The 26,555-nt window shown below is 58.0% G+C and carries 42 protein-coding genes (1 of these 42 running past the window's edge); 36 read left to right on the forward strand and 6 right to left on the reverse strand.

Annotated elements, in window-relative coordinates:
* Positions 1–5 precede the first annotated feature (5 nt).
* Positions 6–1,535 carry a 2,3-bisphosphoglycerate-independent phosphoglycerate mutase gene (gene gpmM / locus CK627_RS05255; protein ID WP_095591827.1) on the reverse strand — a complete coding sequence of 510 codons (1,530 nt, stop codon included), beginning with the start codon at positions 1,533–1,535 and terminating at the stop codon, positions 6–8.
* A 325-nt stretch (positions 1,536–1,860) separates the two neighbouring features.
* Here gpmM and CK627_RS05260 point away from each other — a divergent pair, with 325 nt between their 5' ends.
* Genes CK627_RS05260 through gpsA form a run of 3 tightly spaced genes read left to right on the forward strand, consistent with a single transcriptional unit; the run spans position 1,861 to position 3,817 of the window.
* Positions 1,861–2,292, forward strand: a complete 432-nt coding sequence (locus CK627_RS05260) for a rhodanese-like domain-containing protein (protein WP_005307875.1) — start codon at positions 1,861–1,863, stop codon at positions 2,290–2,292.
* Between the two features lie 47 nt (positions 2,293–2,339).
* Positions 2,340–2,810, forward strand: a complete 471-nt coding sequence (gene secB, locus CK627_RS05265; protein ID WP_005307878.1) for a protein-export chaperone SecB — start codon at positions 2,340–2,342, stop codon at positions 2,808–2,810.
* Positions 2,811–2,812: 2 nt separating this feature from the next.
* Positions 2,813–3,817, forward strand: coding sequence for an NAD(P)H-dependent glycerol-3-phosphate dehydrogenase (gene gpsA, locus CK627_RS05270; protein ID WP_095591828.1), 1,005 nt, complete (start codon positions 2,813–2,815; stop codon positions 3,815–3,817).
* A gap of 69 nt (positions 3,818–3,886) precedes the next feature.
* Here gpsA and nfuA read toward each other — a convergent pair whose 3' ends face one another.
* Entirely contained in the window at positions 3,887–4,465 is a 579-nt protein-coding gene (gene nfuA, locus CK627_RS05275) for a Fe-S biogenesis protein NfuA (RefSeq protein WP_005307891.1), read from the reverse strand.
* Positions 4,466–4,545: 80 nt separating this feature from the next.
* A complete protein-coding gene (locus tag CK627_RS05280) occupies positions 4,546–5,274 on the reverse strand; it encodes a ComF family protein (RefSeq protein ID WP_095591829.1) in 729 nt (242 codons plus the stop codon).
* A gap of 37 nt (positions 5,275–5,311) precedes the next feature.
* On the opposite strand from CK627_RS05280, the gene bioH reads away from it, so the two are divergent.
* The 4 genes from bioH (at position 5,312) to CK627_RS05300 (ending at position 7,547) form a co-directional block, all read left to right on the forward strand.
* The gene (bioH, locus tag CK627_RS05285; protein WP_095591830.1) at positions 5,312–6,076 is read left to right on the forward strand and encodes a pimeloyl-ACP methyl ester esterase BioH; all 765 of its coding nucleotides are present in this window, start codon (positions 5,312–5,314) and stop codon (positions 6,074–6,076) included.
* Between the two features lie 71 nt (positions 6,077–6,147).
* Positions 6,148–6,381, forward strand: coding sequence for a flagellar biosynthesis protein FlgE (locus CK627_RS05290; RefSeq protein ID WP_095591831.1), 234 nt, complete (start codon positions 6,148–6,150; stop codon positions 6,379–6,381).
* 1 nt (position 6,382) lies between these two features.
* Positions 6,383–7,180, forward strand: a complete 798-nt coding sequence (locus tag CK627_RS05295) for a putative metalloprotease CJM1_0395 family protein (RefSeq protein ID WP_095591832.1) — start codon at positions 6,383–6,385, stop codon at positions 7,178–7,180.
* A gap of 88 nt (positions 7,181–7,268) precedes the next feature.
* A complete protein-coding gene (locus CK627_RS05300) occupies positions 7,269–7,547 on the forward strand; it encodes a hypothetical protein (protein WP_005307922.1) in 279 nt (92 codons plus the stop codon).
* Between the two features lie 58 nt (positions 7,548–7,605).
* Here CK627_RS05300 and CK627_RS05305 read toward each other — a convergent pair whose 3' ends face one another.
* Both CK627_RS05305 and greB read right to left on the reverse strand, forming a co-directional pair.
* Entirely contained in the window at positions 7,606–9,915 is a 2,310-nt protein-coding gene (locus CK627_RS05305) for a Tex family protein (protein WP_095591833.1), read from the reverse strand.
* A gap of 279 nt (positions 9,916–10,194) precedes the next feature.
* Positions 10,195–10,668 carry a transcription elongation factor GreB gene (greB, locus tag CK627_RS05310; protein WP_011704309.1) on the reverse strand — a complete coding sequence of 158 codons (474 nt, stop codon included), beginning with the start codon at positions 10,666–10,668 and terminating at the stop codon, positions 10,195–10,197.
* A gap of 225 nt (positions 10,669–10,893) precedes the next feature.
* Here greB and ompR point away from each other — a divergent pair, with 225 nt between their 5' ends.
* Together ompR and envZ are read left to right on the forward strand one after the other, a co-directional pair.
* Positions 10,894–11,613 (forward strand): osmolarity response regulator transcription factor OmpR, encoded by a 720-nt coding sequence (ompR, locus tag CK627_RS05315; protein ID WP_005307934.1) that lies wholly within the window; start codon positions 10,894–10,896, stop codon positions 11,611–11,613.
* Positions 11,610–12,920, forward strand: coding sequence for a two-component system sensor histidine kinase EnvZ (gene envZ, locus CK627_RS05320; RefSeq protein ID WP_010635419.1), 1,311 nt, complete (start codon positions 11,610–11,612; stop codon positions 12,918–12,920). The genes ompR and envZ overlap by 4 nt, the downstream gene beginning before the upstream one ends.
* A 37-nt stretch (positions 12,921–12,957) precedes the next feature.
* Here envZ and CK627_RS05325 read toward each other — a convergent pair whose 3' ends face one another.
* A complete protein-coding gene (locus tag CK627_RS05325; RefSeq protein WP_095591834.1) occupies positions 12,958–13,872 on the reverse strand; it encodes a DMT family transporter in 915 nt (304 codons plus the stop codon).
* 356 nt (positions 13,873–14,228) lie between these two features.
* On the opposite strand from CK627_RS05325, the gene rpsJ reads away from it, so the two are divergent.
* The 27 genes from rpsJ to CK627_RS05460 all read left to right on the forward strand — a co-directional run.
* Positions 14,229–14,540 (forward strand): 30S ribosomal protein S10, encoded by a 312-nt coding sequence (rpsJ, locus tag CK627_RS05330; protein ID WP_005307944.1) that lies wholly within the window; start codon positions 14,229–14,231, stop codon positions 14,538–14,540.
* Positions 14,541–14,562: 22 nt separating this feature from the next.
* A complete protein-coding gene (gene rplC, locus CK627_RS05335) occupies positions 14,563–15,195 on the forward strand; it encodes a 50S ribosomal protein L3 (protein ID WP_005307947.1) in 633 nt (210 codons plus the stop codon).
* 17 nt (positions 15,196–15,212) lie between these two features.
* The gene (gene rplD / locus CK627_RS05340; protein ID WP_005307949.1) at positions 15,213–15,818 is read left to right on the forward strand and encodes a 50S ribosomal protein L4; all 606 of its coding nucleotides are present in this window, start codon (positions 15,213–15,215) and stop codon (positions 15,816–15,818) included.
* Positions 15,815–16,117 carry a 50S ribosomal protein L23 gene (rplW, locus tag CK627_RS05345; protein WP_005307955.1) on the forward strand — a complete coding sequence of 101 codons (303 nt, stop codon included), beginning with the start codon at positions 15,815–15,817 and terminating at the stop codon, positions 16,115–16,117. Before rplD ends, rplW begins: the two co-directional genes overlap by 4 nt.
* A 15-nt stretch (positions 16,118–16,132) precedes the next feature.
* Complete coding sequence (rplB, locus tag CK627_RS05350) at positions 16,133–16,954, forward strand: 50S ribosomal protein L2 (RefSeq protein WP_005307957.1); 822 nt, start codon at positions 16,133–16,135, stop codon at positions 16,952–16,954.
* Between the two features lie 22 nt (positions 16,955–16,976).
* Positions 16,977–17,255 carry a 30S ribosomal protein S19 gene (gene rpsS / locus CK627_RS05355; protein ID WP_005307960.1) on the forward strand — a complete coding sequence of 93 codons (279 nt, stop codon included), beginning with the start codon at positions 16,977–16,979 and terminating at the stop codon, positions 17,253–17,255.
* 10 nt (positions 17,256–17,265) lie between these two features.
* On the forward strand, positions 17,266–17,610 hold the full coding sequence (gene rplV, locus CK627_RS05360; RefSeq protein ID WP_005319741.1) for a 50S ribosomal protein L22: 345 nt from the start codon (positions 17,266–17,268) through the stop codon (positions 17,608–17,610).
* A 3-nt stretch (positions 17,611–17,613) separates the two neighbouring features.
* Entirely contained in the window at positions 17,614–18,327 is a 714-nt protein-coding gene (rpsC, locus tag CK627_RS05365) for a 30S ribosomal protein S3 (RefSeq protein WP_005307962.1), read from the forward strand.
* Positions 18,328–18,340: 13 nt separating this feature from the next.
* A complete protein-coding gene (rplP, locus tag CK627_RS05370) occupies positions 18,341–18,754 on the forward strand; it encodes a 50S ribosomal protein L16 (protein ID WP_005307963.1) in 414 nt (137 codons plus the stop codon).
* Positions 18,754–18,945: a 50S ribosomal protein L29 gene (gene rpmC, locus CK627_RS05375; protein WP_005307965.1), complete on the forward strand. Its 192-nt coding sequence runs from the start codon at positions 18,754–18,756 to the stop codon at positions 18,943–18,945. The genes rplP and rpmC overlap by 1 nt, the downstream gene beginning before the upstream one ends.
* A complete protein-coding gene (rpsQ, locus tag CK627_RS05380) occupies positions 18,945–19,193 on the forward strand; it encodes a 30S ribosomal protein S17 (protein WP_005307966.1) in 249 nt (82 codons plus the stop codon). Before rpmC ends, rpsQ begins: the two co-directional genes overlap by 1 nt.
* Positions 19,194–19,340: 147 nt before the next feature.
* A complete protein-coding gene (gene rplN, locus CK627_RS05385; RefSeq protein ID WP_005307975.1) occupies positions 19,341–19,709 on the forward strand; it encodes a 50S ribosomal protein L14 in 369 nt (122 codons plus the stop codon).
* 11 nt (positions 19,710–19,720) lie between these two features.
* Entirely contained in the window at positions 19,721–20,038 is a 318-nt protein-coding gene (gene rplX, locus CK627_RS05390; RefSeq protein ID WP_005307977.1) for a 50S ribosomal protein L24, read from the forward strand.
* 13 nt (positions 20,039–20,051) lie between these two features.
* Positions 20,052–20,591, forward strand: a complete 540-nt coding sequence (rplE, locus tag CK627_RS05395) for a 50S ribosomal protein L5 (RefSeq protein WP_005307978.1) — start codon at positions 20,052–20,054, stop codon at positions 20,589–20,591.
* Between the two features lie 10 nt (positions 20,592–20,601).
* On the forward strand, positions 20,602–20,907 hold the full coding sequence (gene rpsN / locus CK627_RS05400) for a 30S ribosomal protein S14 (RefSeq protein ID WP_005307979.1): 306 nt from the start codon (positions 20,602–20,604) through the stop codon (positions 20,905–20,907).
* 20 nt (positions 20,908–20,927) lie between these two features.
* Positions 20,928–21,320: a 30S ribosomal protein S8 gene (rpsH, locus tag CK627_RS05405; protein WP_005307980.1), complete on the forward strand. Its 393-nt coding sequence runs from the start codon at positions 20,928–20,930 to the stop codon at positions 21,318–21,320.
* 13 nt (positions 21,321–21,333) lie between these two features.
* Entirely contained in the window at positions 21,334–21,867 is a 534-nt protein-coding gene (gene rplF, locus CK627_RS05410) for a 50S ribosomal protein L6 (protein ID WP_005307981.1), read from the forward strand.
* A 9-nt stretch (positions 21,868–21,876) separates the two neighbouring features.
* Positions 21,877–22,230 (forward strand): 50S ribosomal protein L18, encoded by a 354-nt coding sequence (gene rplR, locus CK627_RS05415; protein WP_005340606.1) that lies wholly within the window; start codon positions 21,877–21,879, stop codon positions 22,228–22,230.
* A gap of 14 nt (positions 22,231–22,244) precedes the next feature.
* The gene (gene rpsE / locus CK627_RS05420) at positions 22,245–22,745 is read left to right on the forward strand and encodes a 30S ribosomal protein S5 (protein ID WP_005307983.1); all 501 of its coding nucleotides are present in this window, start codon (positions 22,245–22,247) and stop codon (positions 22,743–22,745) included.
* Between the two features lie 6 nt (positions 22,746–22,751).
* The gene (gene rpmD / locus CK627_RS05425; RefSeq protein WP_005307985.1) at positions 22,752–22,931 is read left to right on the forward strand and encodes a 50S ribosomal protein L30; all 180 of its coding nucleotides are present in this window, start codon (positions 22,752–22,754) and stop codon (positions 22,929–22,931) included.
* Between the two features lie 2 nt (positions 22,932–22,933).
* Positions 22,934–23,371 (forward strand): 50S ribosomal protein L15, encoded by a 438-nt coding sequence (gene rplO / locus CK627_RS05430; RefSeq protein WP_005307987.1) that lies wholly within the window; start codon positions 22,934–22,936, stop codon positions 23,369–23,371.
* A gap of 8 nt (positions 23,372–23,379) precedes the next feature.
* On the forward strand, positions 23,380–24,708 hold the full coding sequence (secY, locus tag CK627_RS05435; RefSeq protein WP_005307989.1) for a preprotein translocase subunit SecY: 1,329 nt from the start codon (positions 23,380–23,382) through the stop codon (positions 24,706–24,708).
* A gap of 27 nt (positions 24,709–24,735) precedes the next feature.
* The gene (gene rpmJ / locus CK627_RS05440) at positions 24,736–24,849 is read left to right on the forward strand and encodes a 50S ribosomal protein L36 (protein WP_005319705.1); all 114 of its coding nucleotides are present in this window, start codon (positions 24,736–24,738) and stop codon (positions 24,847–24,849) included.
* 139 nt (positions 24,850–24,988) lie between these two features.
* Positions 24,989–25,345 (forward strand): 30S ribosomal protein S13, encoded by a 357-nt coding sequence (gene rpsM, locus CK627_RS05445; protein ID WP_005307991.1) that lies wholly within the window; start codon positions 24,989–24,991, stop codon positions 25,343–25,345.
* A 14-nt stretch (positions 25,346–25,359) separates the two neighbouring features.
* On the forward strand, positions 25,360–25,749 hold the full coding sequence (gene rpsK / locus CK627_RS05450) for a 30S ribosomal protein S11 (RefSeq protein ID WP_005307993.1): 390 nt from the start codon (positions 25,360–25,362) through the stop codon (positions 25,747–25,749).
* Between the two features lie 39 nt (positions 25,750–25,788).
* Entirely contained in the window at positions 25,789–26,409 is a 621-nt protein-coding gene (rpsD, locus tag CK627_RS05455) for a 30S ribosomal protein S4 (RefSeq protein ID WP_005307996.1), read from the forward strand.
* A gap of 25 nt (positions 26,410–26,434) precedes the next feature.
* On the forward strand, positions 26,435–26,555 hold the start of the coding sequence (locus CK627_RS05460; RefSeq protein WP_005307997.1) for a DNA-directed RNA polymerase subunit alpha. The gene runs 869 nt beyond the window's last position; 121 of the gene's 990 nt are visible here — the first part of the coding sequence; it begins with the start codon at positions 26,435–26,437; its stop codon lies beyond the right edge, outside the window.

Raw genomic sequence — 26,555 nt, forward strand, 5'->3', positions numbered from 1 at the left:
AAGGATTATTTCAGAATCATCAGGGGCTTGCCAGTCATTTCCGGCGGCACCGGCAGACCCATCAGAGTCAGTATGGTGGGGGCCAGATCGGACAGTTTGCCGCCTTCCAGCACCTCGGCCTTGCGACCGAAGTAGATGAGCGGAACCGGCAGATTGGTGTGGGCGGTATGGGCCTGACCAGTCTCTTCGTCCATCATCTTCTCGGCGTTGCCGTGGTCGGCGGTGATCAGGCACTCGCCACCCACTTCAGCCAGGGCCTCGGTGACGCGACCGATGCAGTGGTCAACCGCTTCACAGGCTTTGACGGCCGCATCGAACACGCCGGTGTGGCCAACCATGTCGCCATTCGGGTAGTTGCAGATGATGACGTCGTATTTGCCGCTCTTGATGGCACCAACCAGCTTGTCGGTCAGCTCTTCGGAGCTCATTTCCGGCTGCAGGTCGTAGGTGGCCACTTTCGGGCTGGCAACGATCTCGCGATCTTCGCCAGTGAAGCAGGCCTCTTCGCCGCCGTTGAAGAAGAAGGTGACATGAGCGTACTTCTCGGTCTCGGAGATGCGCAGCTGGGTTTTGCCCTGCTTGGCCAGCCACTCACCCAGGGTGTTGACCAGGGCGGTCGGCGGGTAGGCACAGGCGGTTTTGATGTCGGCCGCGTACTCGGTCAGCATCACGAAGTTCAGCGCCGGGGTGGCGGTGCGGGCGAAGCCGGTGAAGTCGCTGTCGACGAAGGCGCGGGTGATCTCGCGGGCGCGGTCGGCACGGAAGTTCATGAAGATCAGCGCATCGCCATCCTGCATGGGGGCGGCTTCGCCGATACGGGTCGCCTTGACGAACTCGTCGTTCTCGTCGCGAGCATAGGCGGCGGCCAGGGCTTCGCTGGCGCTGTCGGCGGTGAACTCGCCCTTGCCTTGAGTCATCAGGTCATAGGCTTGCTGTACGCGATCCCAACGGTTGTCACGGTCCATGGCGTAGTAACGGCCGATCATGGAGGCGAAACGACCCTTGCCCAGACGGGCGAACAGGGCGTCGAACAGCTCGATGGAGGACTGGGCGGAGCGCGGCGGTACGTCGCGGCCATCCAGGAAGGCGTGGAAGTAGATCTGCTCGGCGCCACGCTTGGCGGCCATCTCGATCATGCCCATGATGTGCTCTTCGTGGCTGTGTACGCCACCCGGGGACATCAGGCCCATGATGTGCACGGCCTTGCCCTTGCTCACGGCAGTGTCAACAGCCTTGGCCAGCTCGACGTTCTCGAAGAAGGGGCCGTCCTGGATGTCTTTGGAGATGCGGGTCAGTTCCTGATAGACGATGCGACCGGCGCCAATGTTGACGTGGCCCACTTCGGAGTTCCCCATCTGACCGTCCGGCAGACCCACGTCCAGGCCGGAGCCGGAGATCAGGGTGCTGGTGTAGTCACGGGCGAGACGGTCGAGGTTGGGAGTCTTGGCGGCAGCGACGGCGTTGTGCTCTTGCTTGGTGCTGTAGCCCCAACCGTCCATGATGACCAGAACCAAAGGTTTCTTAGCTGTTGACATAAGGCTATGTCCTCTCGGATAGGAATGAATTGCGGGAAGTGAAACTAGCGTAATATTACTACATCTGCCGAAATAGTCACCTGATAGCCAAGCCCCGTCCGGCGGGGCCCGCACCCTGTTGCCGAGCTGTTTCTCCTTTGTCGCCGGCTTGTCGCATTGCACGACGAATCCTCGGTCAGGCCTGCCAGATACCGCTTTTTATGTTGCTGTCGCATCCCGTATCCAGCCGATGGGAGCCCGCTCCCGCTTTGCCGCCAAGATGGCTGATCTTGGCTGGGTCCCCATGTATACTCGGGCACTTGTCTTGGTCCCTGGATAGTAGAAGATGCAAGAGTATTTGGATTTTGCGGCCCGCAACCCGCTGCTGACCGCAGCCTGGTTCGGCCTGGCGGGCACTCTGGTTTACACCACGGTGCGTGCCCGTTTTTCTCCGGTCAAGTCGGTGAACAACCACACCGCCACCCTGCTGATCAACCGTGAAAACGCCACCGTGGTGGACATCCGCAGTCAGGAAGAGTTTGCCAAGGGCCATCTGGCCGGTGCCCAGCACCTGCCGCTCAGCCAGATCCAGAGCAATAACCTGGGCCCGGTTGAAAAGCATAAAGATGCCCCCATCATAGTGGTGTGCGAGTCGGGGATGACCGCTGGTGGCGCGGGTCGCCAACTGAGCAAAGCCGGCTTCAAGCAGGTATATGTGCTCAGCGGTGGCATGGCCCAGTGGCGTGCAGAAAATCTGCCGGTGACCAAAAAACGCTGATTTAAGGGCCTGCGCCCACCTATTTTCATAAAAAGGAATCAAACAAAATGGCTGAAGAGATCAACAACCAGGAAGTACAACCGGAATTCCACATCCAGCGCGTCTACACCAAGGACGTCTCCTTCGAAGCGCCGAACACCCCGCACATCTTCCAGAAAGAGTGGCAGCCGGACGTCAAGCTGGACATGGACACCAAGACCAACATCCTGGCCGACAGCGTCTATGAAGTGGTACTGACCCTGACCGTCACCTGCAAGCTGGAAACCGAGACTGCCTTCCTGTGCGAAGTACAGCAGGCCGGTATCTTCACCATCGGCAACCTGCCGGAGCCGCAACTGGCCCACTGCCTGGCTGCCTTCTGCCCGAACATCCTGTTCCCGTACGCCCGTGAAGCGGTGGCCAACCTGGTGAGCAAGGGTTCCTTCCCGCAGCTGAACCTGGCACCGGTCAACTTCGATGCCCTGTTTGCCCAGCACATGGCACAGGCTCAGGCTCAGCAGGCGACTGCGGAAGCCTGATAATGGCCGACCAGATCGCTATCTCGGTCTTGGGGGCGGGGTCTTACGGCTCCGCCCTTGCCATTTCTCTGGCGCGCAACGGTCATCCGACCCTGCTGTGGGGTCACGACCCTGCCCATGTCGCCGAGCTGGAACAGGACCGCTGCAACAAGGCATTCTTGCCGGATGTCCCCTTTCCCGCCGATCTGCAGCTGACCGCGGATCTGCAACAGGCGGTGCAAGCCGCCCCCGTACTGCTGCTGGTCGTGCCGAGCCATGTGTTCGGCCAGGTGCTGGCCCGGGTCAAGCCCTTCCTGCGCCCCGATACCCGTATCGCCTGGGCCACCAAGGGGCTGGAGCCGGACAGCGGCCGTCTGCTGCAGGACGTGGCGCGCGAAGTACTGGGTGACGAGATGCCGCTGGCGGTGATCTCCGGCCCTACCTTCGCCAAGGAGCTGGCTGCCGGTCTGCCGACCGCCATCTCGGTGGCCTCGACCCACGACGACTTCGCCGACGATCTCTCCCTGCTGCTGCACTGTGGCCGTTCGTTCCGGGTCTATACCAATCCGGACTTCATCGGTTTGCAACTAGGCGGGGCGGTCAAGAACGTCATCGCCATCGGCGCCGGTCTCTCCGACGGGCTGGGTTTTGGCGCCAACGCCAGGACTGCGCTCATCACCCGTGGCCTGGTAGAGATGCAGCGCCTCGGCGCCTCGCTCGGGGCCGACGCCAAGACCTTCATGGGGATGGCAGGGCTCGGGGATCTGGTGCTGACCTGTACCGACAACCAGTCGCGCAACCGTCGCTTCGGGTTGGCCCTCGGGGCTGGCAAGGATGTCGACACCGCCATGGCCGAGATCGGCCAGGTGGTGGAAGGCTATCGCAACACCAAGGAGGTGCATCTGCTGGCGGCCCGCTGTGGCGTCGAGATGCCCATCTGCGAGCAGATCTTCAAGGTGCTGTACGAAGGCAAGAATCCGAAAGAGGCGGCCATCGCCCTGCTGTCGCGAGACAAGAAGGACGAGTGAACCGCCCGCCGCAGAATGCAAAAGGCCCCGCCAGCTGGCGGGGCCTTTTCTTTGCCGAAAAAGAGCAAATCAGTAGTAGGAGTGATCACCGCGCTGGTGCTCGGTAGCATCCTTGACGCCGTTGAGCTCGCCCGGGAACTTCTCCAGCAGCTGCTTCTCGATCCCCTCTTTCAGGGTGTAATCGACCATGGAGCAACCGTTGCAACCACCGCCGAACTGCAGGATGGCCAGCTTGTCCTCGGTCAGTTCGACCAGGGTGACCTTGCCGCCGTGACCGGCCAGCATGGGGTTCACCTCGGACATCAACACGTACTCGATACGGTCGATCAGCGGGGCGTCGTCGGCCACTTTGCGCATCTTGGCGTTCGGGGCTTTCAGGGTGAGCTGGGAGCCCATCTGATCGGTGACGAAGTCGATGGTGGCATCCACCAGGAAGGGGGCGCTCAGGGGATCGACCATGCAGTCGAAGCCGCTGAAGGGCAGGTGTTGATCTTCCGGATCGACCGCGTCGGGTGGGCAGTATGATACGCCGCACTCGGCATTCTGGGTTCCCGGATTGACCACAAACACCCGGATATTGGTGCCGTCAGGCTGCTTTTCCAGCAATTTACGGAAATGGGCCTGGGCGGTGTCGGAAATGCTGATCATCACTATCCTCATAAACCTGAGTGTACGACTAGGGTATTCATGATAACTCTGTTGGCAAGGCTTGGGTAGCATGCCGTTGGCTACTTGAGGTGCTTGAGGGTACGACAGACGGCCCACACTTCCACCTTTGTGACTCCGCTCTCATGGAGCAAACGGGTGAGATGGCCGGCGGTCGCACCCGTGGTGACCACATCGTCGAGCAGCGCAACGTGCTGGTAGGCGTGGGGGCGGATCTGGAAGGCGCCGCGCAGATTGCGCCGCCGCTGGCCCGCACTCAATTTGGTCTGCTGCGGCGTTGCCCTGACCCGGCGCAGCAGCCGATTATCGCAGGGGATGCCGGTCAGCTCGCCGAGGGCGCGGGCTATCTCTTCCGCTTGGTTGAAGCCACGCCACCACTGGCGCCACCAGTGCAGGGGGACTGGAATGATGGCCTGTGGCGGCTCGCGGCAATCCAGATGATCCGCCAGCACCCTGGCGAGCAGCGGGGCCAGCAGGATCTGGCCGGAATACTTCAGCCGTGGGATCAGCATGGGGTAGGGTGGCCGGTAGTCACCTATGACCTGCAGTCGCTCCCAGGGCGGCGGCCTGCGCTGGCAGCGACCGCAGATTGGCTCGCGTGCGTCATCCAGTGCCGGCAAGGGGGCAGCACACAAGCGGCAGGTGTGGTCAGCCTGCAGCAGGGCCTGTCGACACCAGCTGCACAATAGGGGATCAACATCGCAAGGTTGCTGGCAGAGCAGGCAACTGCCCTGCCAGTCGGCATGACTGCCGAGGATCGGACTTGCTTTGGCGAGCAGCCGCTTTAACATGCTGACCCCAACAGAGTGAACAGGATCTAGAGTCTAGATGAGCGTATCGGTAGAGCGGTTTGGTCAGGGGCCCGATCTGGTGCTGTTGCACGGATGGGGGATGAATGGCGCGGTCTGGCACGGCATTGTGCCGGCCCTGGCGGCTCGCTATCGCGTCCATCTGGTGGATCTGCCCGGCTTTGGCAACAGCCCGCTGGCGGGTGAGGCAGAGTACAGTCTGCCCTGGCTGGCGGAACAGGTTGCTGCCATCCTGCCGGAGCAGTGCCATTTGTTGGGTTGGTCCCTCGGTGGTCTGGTGGCCAGCCAATTGGCCTTGAACCATTCCGAGCGACTGCACTCTCTCATCACGGTGGCCAGTTCCCCCTGTTTCATGGCACGCGACGAGTGGCCGGGGATCGCCCCCAAGGTGCTGACCGGGTTCAACCAGATGTTGGCGGGGGACTTCAAGCAGACCATTGAACGCTTCCTGGCGATCCAGGCCATGGGCAGCGAACATGCCAGAGATGACATCCGTCAGTTGCGCCACTGGCTGGCGGAGCGGCCCGCTCCACAGCTGGCCGCGCTGGAGGCGGGGCTAGGTTTGCTGGCCGATGTCGATCTGCGCGATGAGCTGGTGCAGTTGAACCTGCCCTGGCTACGGGTCTACGGCCGGCTGGATTCGCTGGTGCCCAAAGCCTCCATTCCTCTGCTGGACGAGCGCTACCCTGCCAGCCGCAGTGTGGTGCTGGAAAAGGCCTCACACGCGCCCTTTATTTCTCATCCACAGCAGTTCATTGAAATCATTGAACATTTTGTAGGTTGAAAAATAGCCAATTTGCTTCATTAATCCTCTGGGGTGACGGATAATTAATCCAGTGTCAGAGGAGAATTGTCATGCGTATAGATTCTGCATTGAACAGCGGTGTACAGGGGTTCCAGCGTGCGGAGCAGGTCGCCGACAAGGCATCCAATCAGATCGCCAGGCTCAACACCCCGAGCGGTGACAAGATACAGTTGCCCGAGGAACTGGTGAACCTCAAGAGTGCCGAGGTGCAGGCCGGTGCTTCCGCCAAGGTGATCCAGACCGCCAGCGACATGATGGGAACCCTGATCGACATCCGGGTGTGACATGAACATCAATGTCAGTCTGCCGACCATCATTCCCAACCAGCTGCAACCGCAGACGGAATCGGCACGCACTGACAATCGCCGCGCAGCCCTCATCCCCCAGAGCCGCCAGACCGAGGCCTTCAATGCCGAGCCCGAGGTCGGCTCCCAGAAAGACAAATCCAGATCCACTCAGGCCAACGCCAATCAGACCTCCCAGCAGGCCCGGGAGGGCTCCCAGACCGGCAACCCGCAGGCTACCGTCGACAACCGTTTCGTCGAGGCCACTGGTGAAGACGGCCAGCGCAACAAGCAGCAGGATCCCAAACAACAAGAACAGCAGCAGAAACAGGAGCTGCAGGTCAAGGAGCTGGCAGACAGGGATCAGGAGGTGCGAACCCACGAGCAGGCGCATCAGAGCACTGGCGGTCAGTATGCCGGCAGCCCGACCTACCAGTTTGCCATGGGGCCGGATGGCAAGCGCTATGCCACCGGTGGTGGCGTTTCCATCGATATCAGCGTCATTCCCGGTGACCCCAGGGCCACCATCGCCAAGATGCAGCAGGTACGTGCCGCCGCACTGGCGCCGGCGCAACCCTCCTCCCAGGACCTGAGTGTGGCAAGGAGTGCCGCGGCCAAGGAGGCACAGGCCCGCAAGGCGCTGATCTCCTCCGATCCGGACTCCACCTTGAAGGCCGATGGCAGTGTCAAGACCGGGGTGTTGAATGGCTACATGGAGCAGCGCAACCAGGTCATCGCCCAGCGCTATCAGCAGGCGGTCAAGCCAGCGACTCCGCAGAGCTTCAACCTGAGCGTCTGAGCCTGGCAATTCCCCCTGTTTTTCCCCCGCACGCGACTATTTGCAACTACTCTGAGGGGTAATCCCATCCACACTCACAGGAGTCGTCATGCACTTTGATGAAGTCAAACCGGAAGATTTTGCCACCTTCTCCCGTGTCCCTCCGCCACACCTCCAGATGGAGCAGTTTTTGATGCAGCTCGGTGGGGGCGGTACCGAAGGCACCCATTTCAAGAAAAAGGTGATGCTGGCGGCAGGGTGGAGTCATACCGGCGTCGTCTCTTATGGCAAATATCCACAAGAGGCCTGCAAGGCATTCAACCGGCTGCGGGAGGTGCTGGCGGCCCATCAGGAGGCCGACGCTATTCTGAGCGCACTGGCCGAGTGAAGCGGCTGCACCACCGGCACAAAAAAGCCCCTCACGGGGCTTTTTGCATTCTGGGGGCTTATTTCTTCAGTTTGGAGAGAGCGGCGGCGAAGGCGTTGCCCATGGCGCCGTCGGTCGGGGCGCTCTGACGGGGGGGCTGTTTCGGCTTGGCGTTGTTACCGGTGTGGCGCGGCTCGGCCGGTTTGCGCGCCGGCTGGCCGGCCTTCTCATCCAGACGCATGGTCAGGCTGATGCGCTTGCGCGGTACGTCCACCTCCAGCACTTTCACCCGGACGATGTCGCCGGCCTTGACCACCTCGCGAGGATCCTTGACGAAGCGATCGGTCAGGGAGGAGATGTGCACCAGGCCATCTTGATGGACGCCGATGTCGACGAAGGCGCCGAAGTTGGTGACGTTGGTGACCACCCCTTCCAGTACCATCTCGGGCCCCAGATCGCTGATTTTCTCCACCCCTTCCTTGAAGGTGGCGGTTTTGAACTCGGGGCGCGGGTCACGGCCCGGCTTGTCCAGCTCGCCGATGATGTCGGTGACGGTGGGCACGCCAAACTGCTCGTCCGTGTAGTCGGCGGGTTTGAGGGTGCGCAGCAGGCTGCTGTTGCCGAGCAGGCTGTCAACAGTCTGCTCCAGTTTGGCGAGGATCCGCTCCACCACTGGGTAGGACTCCGGGTGCACCGCCGAGCCGTCCAGCGGGTTGCTGCCACCGCGAATACGCAGGAAGCCGGCACACTGCTCGAATGCCTTGGGACCGAGCCGGCTCACTTTCAGCAACTGCTGACGGTGCTGGAAGGCGCCGTTCTCGTCCCGGTAGGCGACGATGTTCTGTGCCAGGGTCTGGGAGAGGCCGGAGACCCGGTTGAGCAGGGCGACCGAGGCGGTATTCACATCCACCCCCACTGCGTTCACACAATCCTCGACCACCGCATCGAGGCGGCGGGCCAGCTGGCTCTGGCCGACGTCGTGCTGATACTGGCCGACGCCGATGCTCTTGGGGTCGATCTTGACCAGCTCGGCCAGCGGATCCTGCAGCCGGCGGGCGATGGAGACGGCGCCGCGCAGGGAGACGTCCAGATCCGGGAATTCCAGGGACGCGAGCTCGGAGGCGGAGTAGACCGACGCTCCCGCTTCGCTCACCACGATCTTCTGCGCCTTGGCGGCCGGGTAGCGCTCGAACAGGTCGCTCACCAGGCGGTCGGTTTCCCGCGAGGCGGTACCGTTGCCGATGCTGATAAGCTCGACCTTGTGCTTCTGGCACAGCTCGCTCAGGGTCTTGAGGCTCTGATCCACCTGACGCTTGGGCTCGAATGGATAGATGGTCGCGGTATCGACCAGCTTGCCGGTGGCATCCACCACGGCCACCTTGACCCCGGTGCGGATGCCGGGATCCAGCCCCATGGTGCAGCGCATGCCGGCCGGTGCCGCCATCAGCAGATCCTTGAGGTTCATGGCGAACACCTTGATCGCCTCCTCTTCCGCCGACTCGCGGATGCGGCTAATGAGCTCGGTCTCCATCTGCAGGGACAGCTTGATCTTCCAGGTCCAGCTCACCACCCCCTGCAGCCACTTGTCGGCCGGGCGACTTTGCAGGTTCAGTCTGAGGTGATGGGCGATGATCCCCTCGCAGGGGCTGGCGCTCTCGTCGTCACCGGTGACCAGCGCCAGGTTGAGGATCCCCTCGTTGCGGCCGCGCAGCATGGCCAGCACCCGGTGGGAGGGGGCCTTGTGCAGCGGCTCGTCGTGCTCGAAGTAGTCCTTGAATTTGGCCCCTTCCTGCTCCTTGCCTGCCACCACGCGGGCGCGCAGGGTGGCGTTTTGCCACAAATAGCCCCGCAGCTTCTCAAGGAGATCCGCCTGCTCGGCGAAGCGCTCCATCAGGATGTAGCGGGCACCGTCGAGGGCGGCCTTGTTGTCGCTGATCCCCTGCTCGGCGTTGAGGAAGCGGGCCGCCTCCTGTTCGGGATCTTTCATCGGGTCGCTCAGCAGCAGGTCTGCCAATGGTTCCAGCCCCGCCTCTATGGCCATCTGCCCCTTGGTGCGGCGCTTGGGTTTGTAGGGGAGGTAGAGATCTTCCAGCCGGGTCTTGCTGTCGGCCTCGTTCAGCTCGCGGGCCAGCTCGGGGGTCAGCTTGCCCTGCTCTTCGATGGAGCGCAGGATCACCTGGCGGCGATCCGCCAGTTCGCGCAGGTAACCGAGCCGGCTTTCCAGGGTGCGCAGCTGGCTGTCGTCCAGACCGCCAGTCACCTCTTTGCGGTAACGGGCGATGAAGGGGACGGTGGCGCCTTCGTCCAGCAGGCGAACGGCGGCCTGCACCTGTTCCGGGCGGGCATTCAGCTCACCGGCAATCTGATGTTCTATTACGTGGCTTTGCATCGAGGGTCTCTGTAGTCGGGTCCAGAACAACGGGCTGGCGCGAGGGCGATGTCGCCGGGCAAGAGGCTGTCAGGGCGGTACTCAAGGTATCAGCCAGGCCACTGCCGCGCGGGCCGGTTGGCGCCGCAAGGCGCCGGGTGTGAGCACTATATGGGCTCGGGCAGCGGGATGCCAGCCCTGGTAGAGAGGACGGTGTCCGCCCTGGATGAGAGGCGGAGCAAACCCATGCTGGCTGTGGTAGCCGGTTGGCAGGGCAGGTGGCTGTGGTGTGACAGGGGCTTATTTGGGATAGCTGATCTCATTGATGTACCAGCAGGCGTCACCGACTGGCGTACGCACTATGGCCTCGTCACCCACCTCTTTCTTGAGCAGGGCACGGGCCATGGGGGAGTCGATGGAGATGTAATCCTTGCGCTCGAAGATCTCGTCATAGCCGACGATGCGAAAGCGCTTGGTCTCTCCCTCCTCGTTTTCCACTTCGACCCAGGCGCCGAAGAAGACCTTGCCCTCCTGGGCGGGGGAGTAGTCGACGATCCCCAGCTCCTCGAGGCACTTGCGCAGGTAACGGACCCGCCGATCGATCTCCCGCAGCCGCTTCTTGTTGTACTGGTAATCCGCATTTTCGCTGCGATCGCCGAGGCTGGCCGCCCAGGCCACTTTGCGGGTGGTCTCGGGGCGCTCCTCGCGCCAGAGGAAATCGAGCTCCTGCTTGAGCTTGTTGTAGCCTTCACGGGTGATCAACTTGGTCTTCATGGAGGGTCCCTGTGTCGATGGGGCGGATGAGCCTCTTATGGCTCGGCAGATCTTATCCGCTGTCGCCTTGCTGTCGAGCAAAAACTGGCGGGCCGGATGACTCTGGGGGCAGGGGAAAAGTGGCGTCATGCCGGCAGCACGGGCAATAACCGGTAACATATTTATGCTTTGCCGTTACGAGTCCGGGCTCTAGTATTGGCAGCATATCGAGAGGAGAGGCAAGCAATGAGTCAGCAATACAAGGTTCTGGTCGTCGACGATGATTTGAAATTACGTTCCCTGCTGGAGCGCTACCTGACCGAACAGGGGTTCGTGGTTCGGGGCGTCGCCAATGGCGAACAGGCCGACCGCCTGCTGACCCGAGAGAACTTCAGCCTGATGGTGCTCGACCTGATGCTGCCGGGGGAAGACGGCCTCTCCATCTGTCGCCGCCTGCGCGAGGCTGGCAACCAGATCCCGGTGCTGATGCTGACCGCCAAGGGGGATGAGGTGGACCGCATCGTCGGCCTCGAGATGGGAGCCGATGATTACCTGCCCAAGCCGTTCAATCCTCGTGAACTGCTGGCCCGGATCCGCGCCGTGCTGCGCCGCCACACCGTCGAGTTGCCGGGCGCCCCCTCTACCGCCGAGAAGGTGGTTAGCTTTGGCAGCTACCAGCTCAACCTGGCGACCCGTGAGTTGAGTCGCGATGGCGATCCGGTGGCACTGACCAGCGGCGAATTCGCCGTGCTCAAGGTGCTGGTGAGCCATCCGCGCGAGCCTCTCTCCCGCGACAAGCTGATGAACCTGGCCCGTGGTCGCGAATATACCGCCACCGAGCGCAGCATCGACGTCCAGGTCTCCCGCCTGCGCCGCCTGCTGGAGCAGGATCCGGCGCAGCCCCGTTATCTGCAGACCGTCTGGGGTCTGGGCTATGTATTCGTGCCGGACGGTGACGGCGAATGAAGAAAGTGAGCAGCATGTTCTCCCGCATGCTCTGGTTTTTGGCCGCCGTGCTGGTGGTCTATCAGTTTGTCTCCTATGCCACCTTCTACAACTATCTGCTGGCGCCGACCGTCAAGCAGATCAGCCACCTGTTGGCCAATCAGGTCAAGCTCATCTTCCCGGTCGAGAGCAACCAGCTGGCGCTCAGTGAAGATGCCGAGGCGCTGGTCTACGTGGCGACCGGCAGCGACATCTATACCCAGACCGAGGCGGAGCAGCACGGGCTCAAGGAGTCCAAACCCTACACCTATCTGGAAGAGAGCATCAGTCGCGAGCTGGGGGGCAAGACCAAGGTGCGGGTCGAGATCCAGGACCACTACATCATCTGGATCCAGCCGCCCCAGGCCAACAAGGTGTGGGTGCGCATCCCGCTGACCGAGATCGAGGATGACGACATCGAGCCGCTGATCCTCTACATGAGCGTGCTGCTGGTGGTGACCCTGTTCGCGGCCTGGCGCTTTGCCCGCCAGCTGGTGCGGCCGCTGGAGGAGCTGGAGGCGGGGGCCGTGGCGGTTGCTCGCGGCAACTTCCCCGATGCGCTTGGGGAGCAGGGCTCGCGGGAGGTGCGCCGGCTGACCCGCACCTTCAACCACATGTCGAGCTCCATCAAGAGCCTTATCGAAGAGCGAAACATGATGATGGCGGGCGTTTCCCACGATCTGCGTACGCCGCTGACCCGTATCCGGCTGGCGACCGAGATGATGTCCTCAGGGGATGAGTATCTCAAGGAGAGCATCAACGCGGACATCGACGAATCGAACGGCATCATCGACCAGTTCATCGACTACATTCGTCCGGACGAGGGGCTGGATACCCAGCCGGTGGACCTGACCCAGCTGATCCACGATGTGCTGCTGGTGCAGACCGACCAGGGGCTGGAGGTGGAGCTCGAGCTGCCAGCCGAGGCGGTGCGGGTTGCCTGCAACCCCATCAGTATCCGGCGCATTCTCAACAACCTGTCGGGCAATTCGTTGCGCTACGGGGCGAGCCGGCTGCAGGCCGAGCTCAAGGATGACGGTCACTGGGTCCGGCTGCGCTTGTCGGATGACGGTCCCGGCATTCCGGAACAGGATTACTACCGGGTACTCAAGCCCTTCACCCAGGGCAACGAGGCGCGTACCGGCAGCGGCAGTGGGCTGGGGCTGGCCATCGTCGCCAAGATCGTCTCCCAGCATCACGGCACCATCAGGCTGGGGCGTGCCGAGCAGGGGGGCTTGCTGGTGGAGATCCGGCTGCCCAAGAACCAGCCGCTGGAGTGGATTGATTGAACGAAGGGCGCATCCGTGGATGCGCCCTTCTGCATTGTCAGGCCTGCGGCTCGGTCGCCTTGCGGTGACGCTTGCCGTATTTCAGCTGCTGGATCAGCAGGGCGGCGACGATGAGCGCCAACCCGATGGGGGTGGCCGGGTGGATGGTCTCGCCGATCAACAGGTTGAGCAGTACCAGCGAGGCAAAGGGCGAGATGAAGATGAGGTTGCTGATGGGCGCCGTGTTGGTGGCGTGGCGCAATGCCATCAGCCAGAGCACGAAGCCGAAGCCCATCTCGAACAGCCCGACATAGATGGCGCCGGCCCATCCCTGCCAGGCGGTCATGGCAAAATCGGAGAGCAGCCAGGTCGCCACGACGATGAAGGGCAGGCTGATGATGAAACCGAGCAGCAGGCTGACGATGGGATCCCCCTGATTGCGGGTGTTGAGGATCCAGTAGCCGGCCCAGATGAGGGTCGACACCAGCGCCAGCGTCACGCCGAGGGGGCTGTCGAACTGCAGACCGAACACATCCCCCTTGGTCGCGATCACCAGAGCACCGAAGTAGCCCAGCACGATGGCCACCCCGTCGCGGCGGCGCAGCTTCTGGCCGAGGAAGGGGACTGCCAGCAGACTGAGGGTGATGGCCCAGGTGTAGTTGAGGGTCTGCGCCTGCTGGGCGGGCAGCAGATCATACGCCTTGAACAGCAGCAGGTAATAGAGGAAGGGGTTGAGCACCCCCAGCGCCAGATAGTAGAGGGGGCGGCCCTTGATGTAGCTGAGCAGCAGCGGCAGCTTGCCCTGACAGGCCACGATCACCCCCAGCGTCAGGGTCGAGATGCAGGCCGCGACCAGCAACAGCTGCACCGGCTCGAAGTAGGTGAGAGAGATCTTGAAGGCGCTGGCCACCGTCGACCAGAGGGCGACGGCGCAGAGGCCATATTGATAGGCTTTTTTCTGATCTTTGAGCATGAGACGTCGTTCCGGTGATCAAGGCAGTGGCACAGTCTACCAGCCTGTTTGCAACATTGTCGTTACCCGCGCCGGACGGGGGATCATGTGGCGGTGGCAGAGATCCATCCGTCACATAAAATTGTGCACATTCTGTTCGCCTTCCCTTGCGCAGATTGAAAAAATCCGTATAATCCCCTCCGCTTACCCATGAGGTAAGCCAGACGATATGTCTGCTTGCTGAGTTTTTCGCTTGCGAAGGCCAGCCATACAGTCTCCCCGATATGGGGAGAAACGTGAAAAATCACACCTCTGGCGGGAGTAATCTCGGTCGGGCGGTGTTGATTTATGTTCTTTTATCTATTGGAGCTCTGTCAATGCAGAACCAAAGAATCCGTATCCGCCTGAAGGCTTTCGATCATCGCCTGATCGATCAATCCACTGCGGAAATCGTTGAAACTGCTAAGCGCACTGGCGCGCAGGTTCGCGGTCCTATCCCGCTGCCGACTCGCAAAGAGCGTTTCACCGTTCTGATCTCCCCGCACGTCAACAAAGACGCGCGTGATCAGTACGAGATCCGCACTCACAAGCGTCTGGTAGACATCGTTGAGCCGACTGACAAGACCGTAGACGCTCTGATGCGTCTGGATCTGGCAGCTGGTGTAGACGTCCAGATCAGCCTGGGTTAATTACGGAAAGAGGTTGATAACAATGACAATCGGTCTTGTAGGTCGCAAAGTGGGTATGACTCGCATCTTCACTGAAGATGGCGTTTCTATCCCCGTGACTGTTATCGAAGTTGAAGCTAACCGTGTAACTCAGGTCAAATCTGTAGAAACCGACGGCTACAACGCTATTCAGGTTACCACTGGCTCCAAGAAAGCTAGCCGCGTAACCAAGCCGGAAGCTGGCCACTTCGCCAAAGCTGGTGTAGAAGCCGGTCGCGGTCTGTGGGAATTCCGCCTGAACAACGGTGAAACTTTCACTGTTGGTAGCGAGCTGAAAGTAGATCTTCTCGCTGACGTTAAGCTGGTAGACGTTACCGGCACATCCAAGGGTAAAGGTTTTGCCGGTACTGTTAAGCGCTGGAACTTCCGCACCCAGGATATGACCCACGGTAACTCTCTGTCCCACCGTGTACCTGGCTCCATCGGTCAAAACCAGACCCCGGGCCGTGTATTCAAGGGCAAAAAGATGGCTGGTCACATGGGTGCTGAGCGTGTAACGACTCAGAACCTGGAACTGGTTCGTGTTGACGCTGAACGCAACCTGCTGCTCATCAAAGGCGCAGTACCGGGTGCAACCAACGGCAACGTGATCGTTAAACCTGCCGTCAAAGCGTAACGTCTGAGGAGATAGTAATGGAATTGGTAATGAAAGACGCCAAGAGCGCTCTTGAAGTTTCCGAGACTACCTTCGGGCGCGAATTCAACGAAGCTCTGGTTCACCAGGTTGTCGTTGCTTATGCCGCTGGTGCCCGTCAGGGTACTCGTGCGCAGCTGACTCGCTCTGAAGTGTCTGGTGGCGGCAAAAAGCCGTGGCGTCAGAAGGGTACTGGTCGTGCCCGTGCTGGCTCCATCCGTTCGCCCATTTGGCGTTCCGGTGGTGTGACTTTTGCTGCTAAGCCGCAAGATCACAGCCAGAAAGTAAACAAGAAGATGTACCGCGGCGCTATCCGTAGCATCCTGTCCGAGCTGGTACGTCAAGAGCGCCTGATCGTTGTTGAGAAGTTCGGCATCGAAGCTCCGAAAACCAAAGAACTGATCGCCAAGCTGAAAGAAATGGAACTGTCTGACGTTCTGATCGTGACTGCTGAAGTCGATGAGAACCTGTTCCTGGCTGCTCGTAACCTGTACAAAGTTGACGTGCGTGACGTTGCCGGTATCGACCCGGTCAGCCTGATCGCTTTCGACAAGGTTCTGATGACTGCTGACGCAGTTAAGCAAATCGAGGAGATGCTGGCATGATCCGTGAAGAGCGTCTGCTGAAAGTTCTGAAGGCTCCGCACATCTCTGAAAAGAGCACCATGGTCGCAGAAAAGCAGAACACTATCGTGTTCAAAGTTGCTGTTGATGCCACCAAGGCGGAAGTCAAAGCTGCAGTTGCGAAACTGTTCGAGGTCGAAGTTGAGACCGTCCGTACCCTGAACATGAAGGGTAAGACCAAGCGCGCAGGTGCACGCGTAGGCCGTCGTTCCGATTGGAAAAAGGCTTATGTGACCCTGAAAGCTGGTCAGGACATCGACTTCATGGGCGCAGCCGAGTAAGAGGAGTTCTGAAAAATGGCAATCGTTAAGTGCAAGCCTACTTCTCCGGGCCGCCGCCACGTCGTCAAGATCGTCAACCAAGACCTGTACAAGGGCAAGCCCTTTGCAGCTCTGCTGGACAAGAAAGACAAGTCCGGTGGTCGTAACAACAACGGCCGCATCACCACCCGTCACATCGGCGGTGGTCACAAGCAACACTACCGTATCGTCGACTTCAAGCGCGACAAAGACGGTATCCCGGCCAAAGTAGAGCGCCTGGAATACGATCCGAACCGTACCGCAAACATCGCCCTGGTGCTGTATGCAGACGGTGAGCGTCGTTACATCCTGGCTCCGAAAGGCCTGAAAGCTGGTGATGCAATCGCTTCTGGTGCTGATGCCGCAATCAAGGTAGGTAACACCCTGCCGATGCGCAACATCCCGGTCGGTTCTACCGTTCACGCTGTTGAGATGAAGCCTGGTAAAGGTGCCCAGCTGGCTCGTTCCGCTGGTACTTTCATCCAGATCCTGGCTCGTGAAGGTAACTATGTAACTCTGCGTCTGCGTTCCGGCGAAGTACGTAAAGTTCTGGCCGAGTGCCGCGCCACCATCGGTGAAGTTGGTAACTCCGAGCACATGCTGCGTCAACTGGGTAAAGCCGGTGCAAACCGCTGGCGTGGTATTCGTCCGACCGTTCGCGGTATGGCGATGAACCCGGTAGACCACCCGCACGGTGGTGGTGAGGGTCGTAACAAGGGCATGCAGCCTGTGTCCCCATGGGGCCAGAAGGCTAAAGGCTTCAAGACCCGTAAGAACAAGCGTACCGACAAGTACATCGTACGTCGTCGTAACAAGTAATTGTTAACATAGAGGAATCACCATGCCACGTTCTCTCAAGAAGGGTCCATTTATCGACCTGCACTTGCTGAAGAAGGTAGAGAAAGCGGTGGAAAGCGGGGATAAAAAGCCGGTTAAGACCTGGTCCCGTCGTTCAATGATCATCCCGAACATGATCGGTTTGACCATCGCTGTCCATAATGGTCGTCAGCACGTTCCGGTTTTCGTTACCGAAGAAATGATCGGTCACAAACTGGGTGAATTCGCACCTACTCGTACTTATCGCGGCCATGCTGCTGATAAGAAGGCTAAGAAGCGCTAAGGGATAAATGATGGAAGCTATCGCTAAACACCGTTATGCCCGTACTTCTGCCCAGAAAGCTCGTCTGGTAGCCGATCAAGTACGTGGTCTGTCCGTAGACAAGGCTCTGAACATCCTGACCTTCAGCCCGAAAAAGGCTGCAGTTCTGGTGAAGAAAGTGCTGGAATCTGCCATTGCAAACGCTGAGCACAACGAAGGCGCCGACATCGACGCCCTGCGTGTTGCTACTATCATGGTCGACGAAGGTCCCTCCATGAAGCGCATCCGTCCTCGTGCCAAAGGTCGCGCGGATCGTATCCTCAAGCGTACCGCTCACATCACCGTAGTGGTATCCGACGCTAAGGCTGGGAGATAAGCAATGGGTCAGAAAGTACATCCTAATGGCATTCGCCTGGGTATTACCAAGCCTTGGAATTCTACCTGGTTCGCGAACACCAAAGACTTCGCTGACAACCTGTACAGCGATTTTCAAGTACGCCAGTTCCTGACCAAGGAACTGAAAAACGCGTCCTTGTCCAAGATCACCATCGAGCGTCCGGCCAAGAGCATCCGTGTGACCATTCACACCGCTCGTCCGGGTGTTGTGATCGGTAAGAAAGGCGAAGACGTTGAAAAACTGCGCAAAGCTGTAGCCACTATTGCTGGCGTGCCTGCTCAGATCAACATTTCCGAAGTCCGCAAGCCGGAGCTGGATGGCAAACTGGTTGCCGACAGCATCACTTCCCAGCTGGAGCGTCGCGTAATGTTCCGTCGTGCTATGAAGCGCGCCGTACAAAACGCCATGCGCCTGGGTGCCAAGGGCATCAAGGTGGAAGTTTCCGGTCGTCTGGGCGGCGCTGAAATCGCGCGTACCGAATGGTACCGTGAAGGTCGTGTGCCCCTGCACACCCTGCGTGCCGACATCGACTACGCAACTTCTGAAGCCCACACCACTTACGGTGTGATCGGCGTTAAAGTTTGGATCTTCAAGGGCGAAGTTCTGGGCGGTCTGGCTGCTGTCAACGCTGCCGCTGCTCAAGAGCAAGCTCCTGCGAAGCCCAAGCGTGACAACAAGCGCCGCGCTGCCAAGTAAGGAGATTCGGTAAATGTTGCAACCAAAGCGTACTAAATTCCGCAAGACCCACAAGGGTCGTAACCGCGGTCTGGCCAACTCTGGTAACGAAGTATCCTTCGGTACCTTTGGCCTGAAGGCGACATCCCGTGGCCAGCTGACTGCTCGTCAAATCGAAGCAGCCCGTCGTGCCATGACCCGTCACGTTAAGCGTCAGGGTAAGATCTGGATCCGTGTGTTCCCGGACAAGCCGATTACCGAAAAGCCCCTCGAAGTTCGTATGGGTAAAGGTAAGGGTAACGTGGAATACTGGGTTTGCCCGATCCAGCCTGGCAAGGTTCTGTACGAGATGGACGGTGTACCTGAGGCTCTGGCGCGTGAAGCGTTCGCCCTGGCCGCAGCCAAGCTGTCTGTTCAGACCACTTTCGTAATTAAGACGGTGATGTGATGAAAGCCCAAGATCTGCGTCAAAAGAGCGTCGAAGAACTGAACCAGGAGCTGCTGGGCCTGCTGCGCGAGCAATTCAACATGCGCATGCAAGCTTCCACCGGCCAGCTGGCTCAGACTCACACTCTGAAACAAGTGCGTCGTGACGTCGCACGTATCAAGACTGTACTGACTGAGAAGGCAGGTGCGTAATGACTGATAAAATCCGTACTCTGCAGGGTCGTGTAATCAGCGACAAGATGGACAAGTCCATCACTGTCGCCATCGAGCGCAAGGTAAAGCACCCGATCTACGGTAAGATCATCAAGCGCACTACCAAGCTGCACGTGCATGACGAAAACAACGAATGCAAAGCTGGCGACCTCGTGGAAATCCGCGAATGCCGCCCGCTGTCCAAGACCAAGTCCTGGACCCTGGTTGCCGTTGTAGAAAAGGCCTAATCGGTACTTTGTAGTCTAAACGGCCCCTTGACGGGGCCGTTTGTTTTTTAGGCTACCTTTTCTAAAAATCCTGTGTTATAGTTTCGCGCCTTTTGAAGGCAGCCAGATCCCGAGAGGGATAAGAAGTAAACAAAGCGGAGCACTAAGATGATCCAGATGCAAAGTATGCTGGGTGTTGCCGACAACTCCGGCGCTCGCAGTGTAATGTGTATTAAGGTTCTGGGTGGTTCGCACCGCCGTTACGCCGGCATCGGCGACATCATCAAGGTTTCCATCAAGGAAGCTATTCCTCGCGGTAAAGTGAAGAAAGGTGATGTGTATAACGCGGTGGTCGTACGCACCCGTAAAGGCGTTCGTCGTCCGGACGGCTCTGTCATCCGTTTCGACAACAATGCGGCTGTGTTGCTTAACAACAACCAGCAGCCGATCGGTACTCGTATTTTTGGCCCGGTGACCCGTGAACTGCGTAATGAGAAGTTCATGAAGATTGTGTCCCTGGCACCCGAAGTACTGTAAGGAGTCGAACGATGGCAGCTAAAATCCGTCGCGAAGACGAAGTGATTGTTCTTACCGGCAAAGACAAGGGCAAGCGTGGCAAAGTCACTCAAGTTCTGATTGCTAAAGGTAAGGTAATCGTGGAAGGCATCAACCAGGTGAAGAAACACCAGAAGCCGGTACCCGCACTGGGTCAGGCTGGCGGTATCGTCACCAAAGAAGCCCCCATCGATGTATCTAACGTAGCGCTGTTCAACTCTGCCACTGGCAAAGCTGACCGCGTTGGTTTCCGGATTGAAGACGGCAAAAAAGTTCGCTTCTTCAAATCCACCGGCGAACTTGTGAAGTAATTGGAGTTTAACGATGGCGAAACTGCATGATTACTACAAATCAGATGTAGTAAATGAACTGACCAAGCAGTTCGGTTACAAGACTATCATGCAAGTCCCTCGGATCGAGAAAATCACCCTGAACATGGGTGTTGGTGAAGCGATCTCTGACAAGAAATTGCTGGAAAATGCTGCTGCCGATATGGCTGCCATTTCCGGTCAGAAGCCGCTGATCACCAAAGCTCGCAAATCTGTTGCGGGCTTCAAGATTCGTGAAGGCTACCCGATAGGTTGTAAAGTAACCCTGCGTGGCGAGCGTATGTGGGAGTTCCTGGAACGGCTGATTTGCATCTCCGTACCGCGTATCCGTGACTTCCGTGGCCTGAACGCTAAAGCGTTCGACGGTCGTGGTAACTACTCCATGGGCGTGCGTGAGCAAATCATCTTCCCGGAAATCGACTATGACAAGGTCGATCGCGTTCGTGGTCTGGATATCACCATCACCACTTCCGCGAATACCGATGAAGAAGGCCGTGCTCTGCTGGCTGCCTTTAACTTCCCATTCCGCAAGTAAGGTTAGGGTTATGGCTAAAACATCCATGAAAGCACGTGAAGTAAAGCGTGCGAAGCTGGTAGCCAAGTACGCGACCAAGCGTGCCGAGCTCAAAGCTATCATCGTTGATATGAACGCTTCTGAAGAAGCGCGTTGGGATGCTGTTCTGCAACTGCAACAGCTGCCCCGTGATTCCAGTCCGTCCCGTCAGCGTAACCGTTGCAACATTACTGGTCGTCCGCACGGTTTCCTGCGTAAGTTTGGTCTGTCCCGCATCAAGGTGCGTGAGCATGCCATGAAGGGCGAAATTCCAGGCCTGAAAAAGGCCTCTTGGTAAAGAATCTCGGGAGTTAGACTATGAGCATGCAAGATCCGATCGCGGATATGCTGACCCGCATCCGTAACGGTCAGGCGGCGAGCAAAGTTGCGGTTTCCATGCCTTCTTCCAAGCTGAAAGTGGCTATTGCCAAAGTGCTGAAAGAAGAAGGTTACATCGCTGGCTACTCCGTAGCTGGTGACGTGAAACCGGAACTGGAAATTGAACTGAAATATTTCCAGGGCAAGCCGGTTGTAGAACTGATCCAACGCGTGAGCCGTCCCGGCCTGCGTATTTACAAGCGCACTACTGATCTGCCGAAAGTTATGGGCGGTCTCGGTGTTGCTATCGTGTCCACGTCTAAAGGTGTGATGACTGACCGTGCTGCCCGTAAAGCAAGCATGGGCGGTGAGATCATCTGCTACGTCGCTTAATAGGAGGTAGGAAATGTCTCGTGTTGCTAAGGCACCCGTCACTATTCCTGCTGGCGTAGAGGTGACTCTGAACGGCCAGGAACTGTCCATCAAAGGTGGTAAAGGTTCCCTGGTTCGCTCTATTCACGCCGGTGTAGAAGTGACCAAAGAAGACAATGTACTGAAGTTCGCCCCGCGCGATGGCATCGCTGGTGCTGACGCTCAGGCCGGTACTGCCCGTGCATTGGTCAACAACATGGTAATCGGTGTTACCCAAGGCTTCGAGCGCAAGCTGCAGCTGGTTGGTGTAGGTTATAAAGCCTCCATCAAGGGCAATGCTGTTGCGCTGGCTCTGGGCTTCTCTCACCCGGTAGAGCATGCGCTGCCGGCTGGTGTGACCGCTGAGTGCCCGACTGCCACAGAAATCGTTCTGCGTGGTGTCGACAAGCAGCTGGTTGGCCAAGTCGCCGCCGATATCCGTGCTTACCGCGCTCCGGAGCCCTACAAGGGCAAGGGTGTACGCTATGCCAACGAGCAAGTGCGTACTAAAGAAGCTAAGAAGAAGTAAGGTAACACTATGGACAAGAAAGCAGCTCGTCTCCGTCGTGCTACTCGTGCTCGGAAAAAGATGCAGGAACTGGGAGCTACCCGTCTGGTTGTTCACCGTACCCCGCGTCACATCTATGCGCAGGTTATTGCAGCCAACGGTTCCGAAGTTCTGGCCTCTGCTTCCACAGTAGAGAAGGCCATCAGTGAAGCTCTGAAATACACCGGTAACGCAGATGCTGCTACCGCTGTAGGTAAGGCTATCGCCGAGCGTGCCATTGCCAAAGGCGTTCAGAACGTATCTTTCGATCGTTCCGGTTTCAAGTATCACGGTCGCATCGCTGCTCTGGCAGCTGCTGCACGTGACGCTGGTCTTCAGTTCTAAGCTAGGAGTCGAAGATGGCTAAAGTCGAATCTCAAGCCGGCGAACTGCAAGAAAAGCTGATTGCAGTAAACCGTGTTTCGAAAACTGTTAAAGGTGGTCGTATCATGTCCTTCACCGCGCTGACCGTGGTGGGTGATGGTAACGGCCGTGTAGGTTACGGTTACGGTAAAGCCCGTGAAGTTCCGGCCGCTATTCAAAAAGCGATGGAACAGGCTAAGCGTAACCTGAACAAGGTTGAGCTGAACAACGGCACCCTGCACCACCCGGTGAAAGGTGTTCACTCCGGTTCCACCGTGTTCATGAAGCCGGCCTCTCAAGGTACTGGTATCATCGCAGGCGGCGCTATGCGTGCCGTTCTGGAAGTTGCTGGTATCCACAACGTGCTGGCTAAGACCTACGGTTCCACCAACCCAATCAACGTTGTTCGCGCCACTGTAGACGCTCTGGTTCAGGGTCAATCCCCGGAACAGATCGCTGCCAAGCGTGGTCTGCGCGTTGAAGAAATTCTGGGGTAATGCGACATGGCTAACACTGTAAAAGTAACTCAAACTCGCAGCTCTATCGGCCGTCTGCCAAAGCACAAGGCGACTCTGCGTGGTCTGGGTCTGCGTCGCATTGGTCACACCGTTGAGCTGGAAGATACTCCCTGCGTACGCGGCATGATCAACCAGGTTTATTACATGGTTAAGGTGGAGGGCTAAGCATGCGTCTGAATACTCTGTCTCCGGCCGCTGGTTCCAAGCGCGTTAAGCACCGTCCGGGCCGTGGTATCGGTTCTGGTCTGGGCAAGACCGGTGGTCGTGGTGTTAAAGGTCAAACCTCTCGTTCCGGTGGCGGCAAAGTCCGCAACGGTTTCGAAGGCGGCCAGATGCCTTTGAAAATCCGTCTGCCGAAGTTCGGTTTCTTCTCTCGCAAATCTTTGGTTTCTGCCGAAGTGCGCCTGAACGAAATCGCCCTGGTAGAAGGTGATGTGGTCGACGTGAGCACTCTGAAGCAAGCCGGTGTTATTACCAAAAACATCGTGTTCGCTAAAGTTGTTCTGTCTGGCAACATTGACCGTGCTGTGACCGTTCGTGGTCTGTCCGTCACCAAGGGTGCACGTGCAGCCATCGAGGCCGCTGGCGGTAAAATCGAGGAATAATCAGTACAATGGCTAAGAAACCAGGATTGGATGTTAAAGCACAGGGTGGTCTGAGTGAACTGAAGAGCCGTCTGCTCTTCGTTCTCGGGGCGATTATCGTTTTCCGTGCAGGCTCTTATGTGCCGATTCCTGGTATTGACGCCGCCGTACTGGCCGAGTTGTTCCAACAACAGAAGGGCACCATCATTGAGATGTTCAACATGTTCAGTGGTGGTGCACTCTCGCGTGCTTCTATTCTTGCGCTGGGGATCATGCCGTACATTTCGGCCTCGATCATTATCCAGCTGCTGACTGTGGTTCACCCCGCTCTTGCTGAACTCAAGAAAGAAGGTGAATCCGGCCGTCGCAAGATTAGCCAATATACCCGTTGGGGCACGCTGGTTTTGGGAACTTTCCAGGCCATTGGTATTGCAACCGGTTTGCCGAATATGATGCAGGGACTCGTGACTCATCCGGGTTTGGGCTTCTATTTCACAGCCGTTGTGAGTCTGGTCACCGGTACCATGTTCTTGATGTGGTTGGGTGAGCAGATTACCGAGCGTGGGATTGGTAATGGTATCTCGTTGATTATCTTCACAGGTATCGTTGCTGGTCTGCCTCATGCCATTGGCGCTACGGCCGAACAGGCACGTCAAGGGGAATTGCACATCCTGCTGTTGTTGTTGCTGGGCTTGATTGTTTTCGCAGTGACTTACTTTGTGGTGTTCGTGGAGCGTGGTCAGCGTCGTATCGTCGTTAACTATGCCAAACGTCAACAAGGCCGCCAGGTATTCGCAGCGCAAAGCACACACCTGCCGTTGAAAGTAAATATGGCCGGTGTGATTCCTGCGATTTTCGCATCCAGCATCATCCTCTTCCCGGGGACCATTACCTCTTGGTTTGGTCAGGGGGAGGGCAAGGTTGCCGATATCCTGCAACAGGTCTCTATGGTCCTGCAGCCGGGTCAGCCCTTGTATGAGATGCTCTATGCAGCAGCCATTATCTTCTTCTGCTTCTTCTATACCGCGCTGGTGTTCAACCCCCGCGAGACAGCAGATAACCTGAAGAAGAGTGGAGCCTTTATCCCGGGGATCCGCCCGGGCGAGCAGACAGCACGTTATATCGATAAGGTTATGACCCGCCTGACATTGGCAGGTGCGCTCTATATAACCTTTATCTGTCTGGTACCCCAGTTCCTGATGACTGCCTGGAACGTTCAGTTCTATTTCGGTGGCACCTCGCTGCTGATTATCGTGGTAGTTATCATGGACTTCATGGCTCAGGTTCAGACCCATATGATGTCTCATCAGTATGGCGACGTCCTGAGGAAGGCCAACCTGAAGGGCTACGGCCGCTAAAGGTCGGCGTAGTTACGGAGTTAAGCAATGAAAGTTCGTGCTTCCGTTAAGGCAATCTGCCGTAACTGCAAAATCATCAAGCGTCACGGTGTGGTGCGTGTGATTTGCAGCGAGCCAAAGCATAAACAGCGCCAAGGCTAATTTTTTACGGTTAGTACTTGCAACAAATAGTTGTGCTGGCTAATATAGCCAGCCAACTTTTGTTGTGTATTGGTTGACCGCCACGTATCCGCTCACGGGCTTTGTGGTGGTCGTAATCTACTATATGTAGGAGTGAATAGTGGCCCGTATCGCTGGCATTAACATTCCTGACCATAAGCATGCAGTCATCGCTTTGACTGCTATTTATGGCGTCGGTCGTACCCGCTCCAAGGCCATCTGTGCCGCAGCCGGTATCGCTGAGAATGTGAAAATTAAAGACCTGGACGAAGCTCAGATCGAGAGTCTGCGTGAACAAGTAGGTAAATTCACCGTTGAAGGTGACCTGCGTCGTCAGATTTCCATGAACATCAAGCGATTGATGGATCTGGGTTGCTACCGTGGTTTGCGTCACCGTCGTAGCCTGCCTGTTCGTGGTCAACGTACCAAGACCAATGCTCGTACCCGTAAGGGTCCGCGCAAGGCTATCAAGAAGTAACGGGAAGGTAGAAAATGGCTAAAACTCCGACTCGTGCTCGCAAGCGCGTTAAAAAGCAAGTGAGCGACGGTATTGCGCACGTTCATGCATCTTTCAACAACACAATCGTGACCATTACTGACCGTCAGGGCAACGCTCTGTCTTGGGCTACTTCTGGTGGTTCCGGTTTCCGTGGTTCTCGTAAGTCCACCCCGTTCGCTGCTCAGGTAGCTGCCGAGCGCGCTGGTGAGATGGCCAAAGAATATGGCGTGAAGAACCTGGAAGTCATGGTTAAAGGTCCGGGTCCCGGTCGTGAGTCTTCCATCCGCGCTCTGAACGCGGCTGGTTTCCGCATCACTAACATTACTGATGTGACTCCGATCCCGCACAACGGTTGTCGTCCTCCCAAGAAGCGCCGCGTGTAACGCTGTAGCTACTTGGTCTAGGATTGTTGGAGAAAGAAGATGGCAAGATATATCGGTCCTAAGCTTAAGCTTAGCCGTCGTGAGGGCACCGACCTCTTCCTGAAGTCTGGTGTTCGTGCGATTGATTCTAAGTGCAAGATTGACACCGTTCCTGGTCAACACGGTGCGCGTAAAGCGCGTCTGTCTGACTACGGTGTTCAGCTGCGCGAGAAACAAAAAGTTCGTCGTATCTACGGCGTATTGGAAAAACAGTTCCGCAACTACTACCGAGACGCTGCCCGTCAAAAGGGTAACACCGGTGAAAACCTGTTGCAGCTGCTGGAAGGTCGTCTGGACAACGTCGTCTACCGCATGGGCTTCGGTGCTACCCGCGCTGAATCTCGTCAGCTGGTGAGCCACAAGGCCATCATGGTAAACGGTCGCGTTGTGAACATTCCTTCTTTCCAGGTTTCCCCTGAGGACGTGATCTGCGTTCGTGAGAAGGCTAAGAAGCAAGCGCGTATCAAAGCGGCCCTTGAGGTTGCTGGTCAGCGCGAGAAGCCGACTTGGGTAGAGGTTGATGCCGCTAAAATGGAAGGTGCTTTCAAGCGTCTGCCAGAGCGTTCCGACCTGTCTGCCGACATTAACGAACAGCTGATCGTCGAGCTTTACTCCAAGTAAAGCTAGCTTCTAAAGAGAGGACACAATGCTGGGTTCTGTAACAGATTTTCTTAAACCGCGGCTAGTTGACATCGAGCAAGTTAGCCCGACTCATGCGAAAGTGACTCTTGAGCCACTCGAGCGTGGCTTTGGTCACACGCTGGGCA

Source organism: Aeromonas dhakensis (assembly GCF_002285935.1).
In the GTDB taxonomy this organism is placed as follows: domain Bacteria; phylum Pseudomonadota; class Gammaproteobacteria; order Enterobacterales; family Aeromonadaceae; genus Aeromonas; species Aeromonas dhakensis.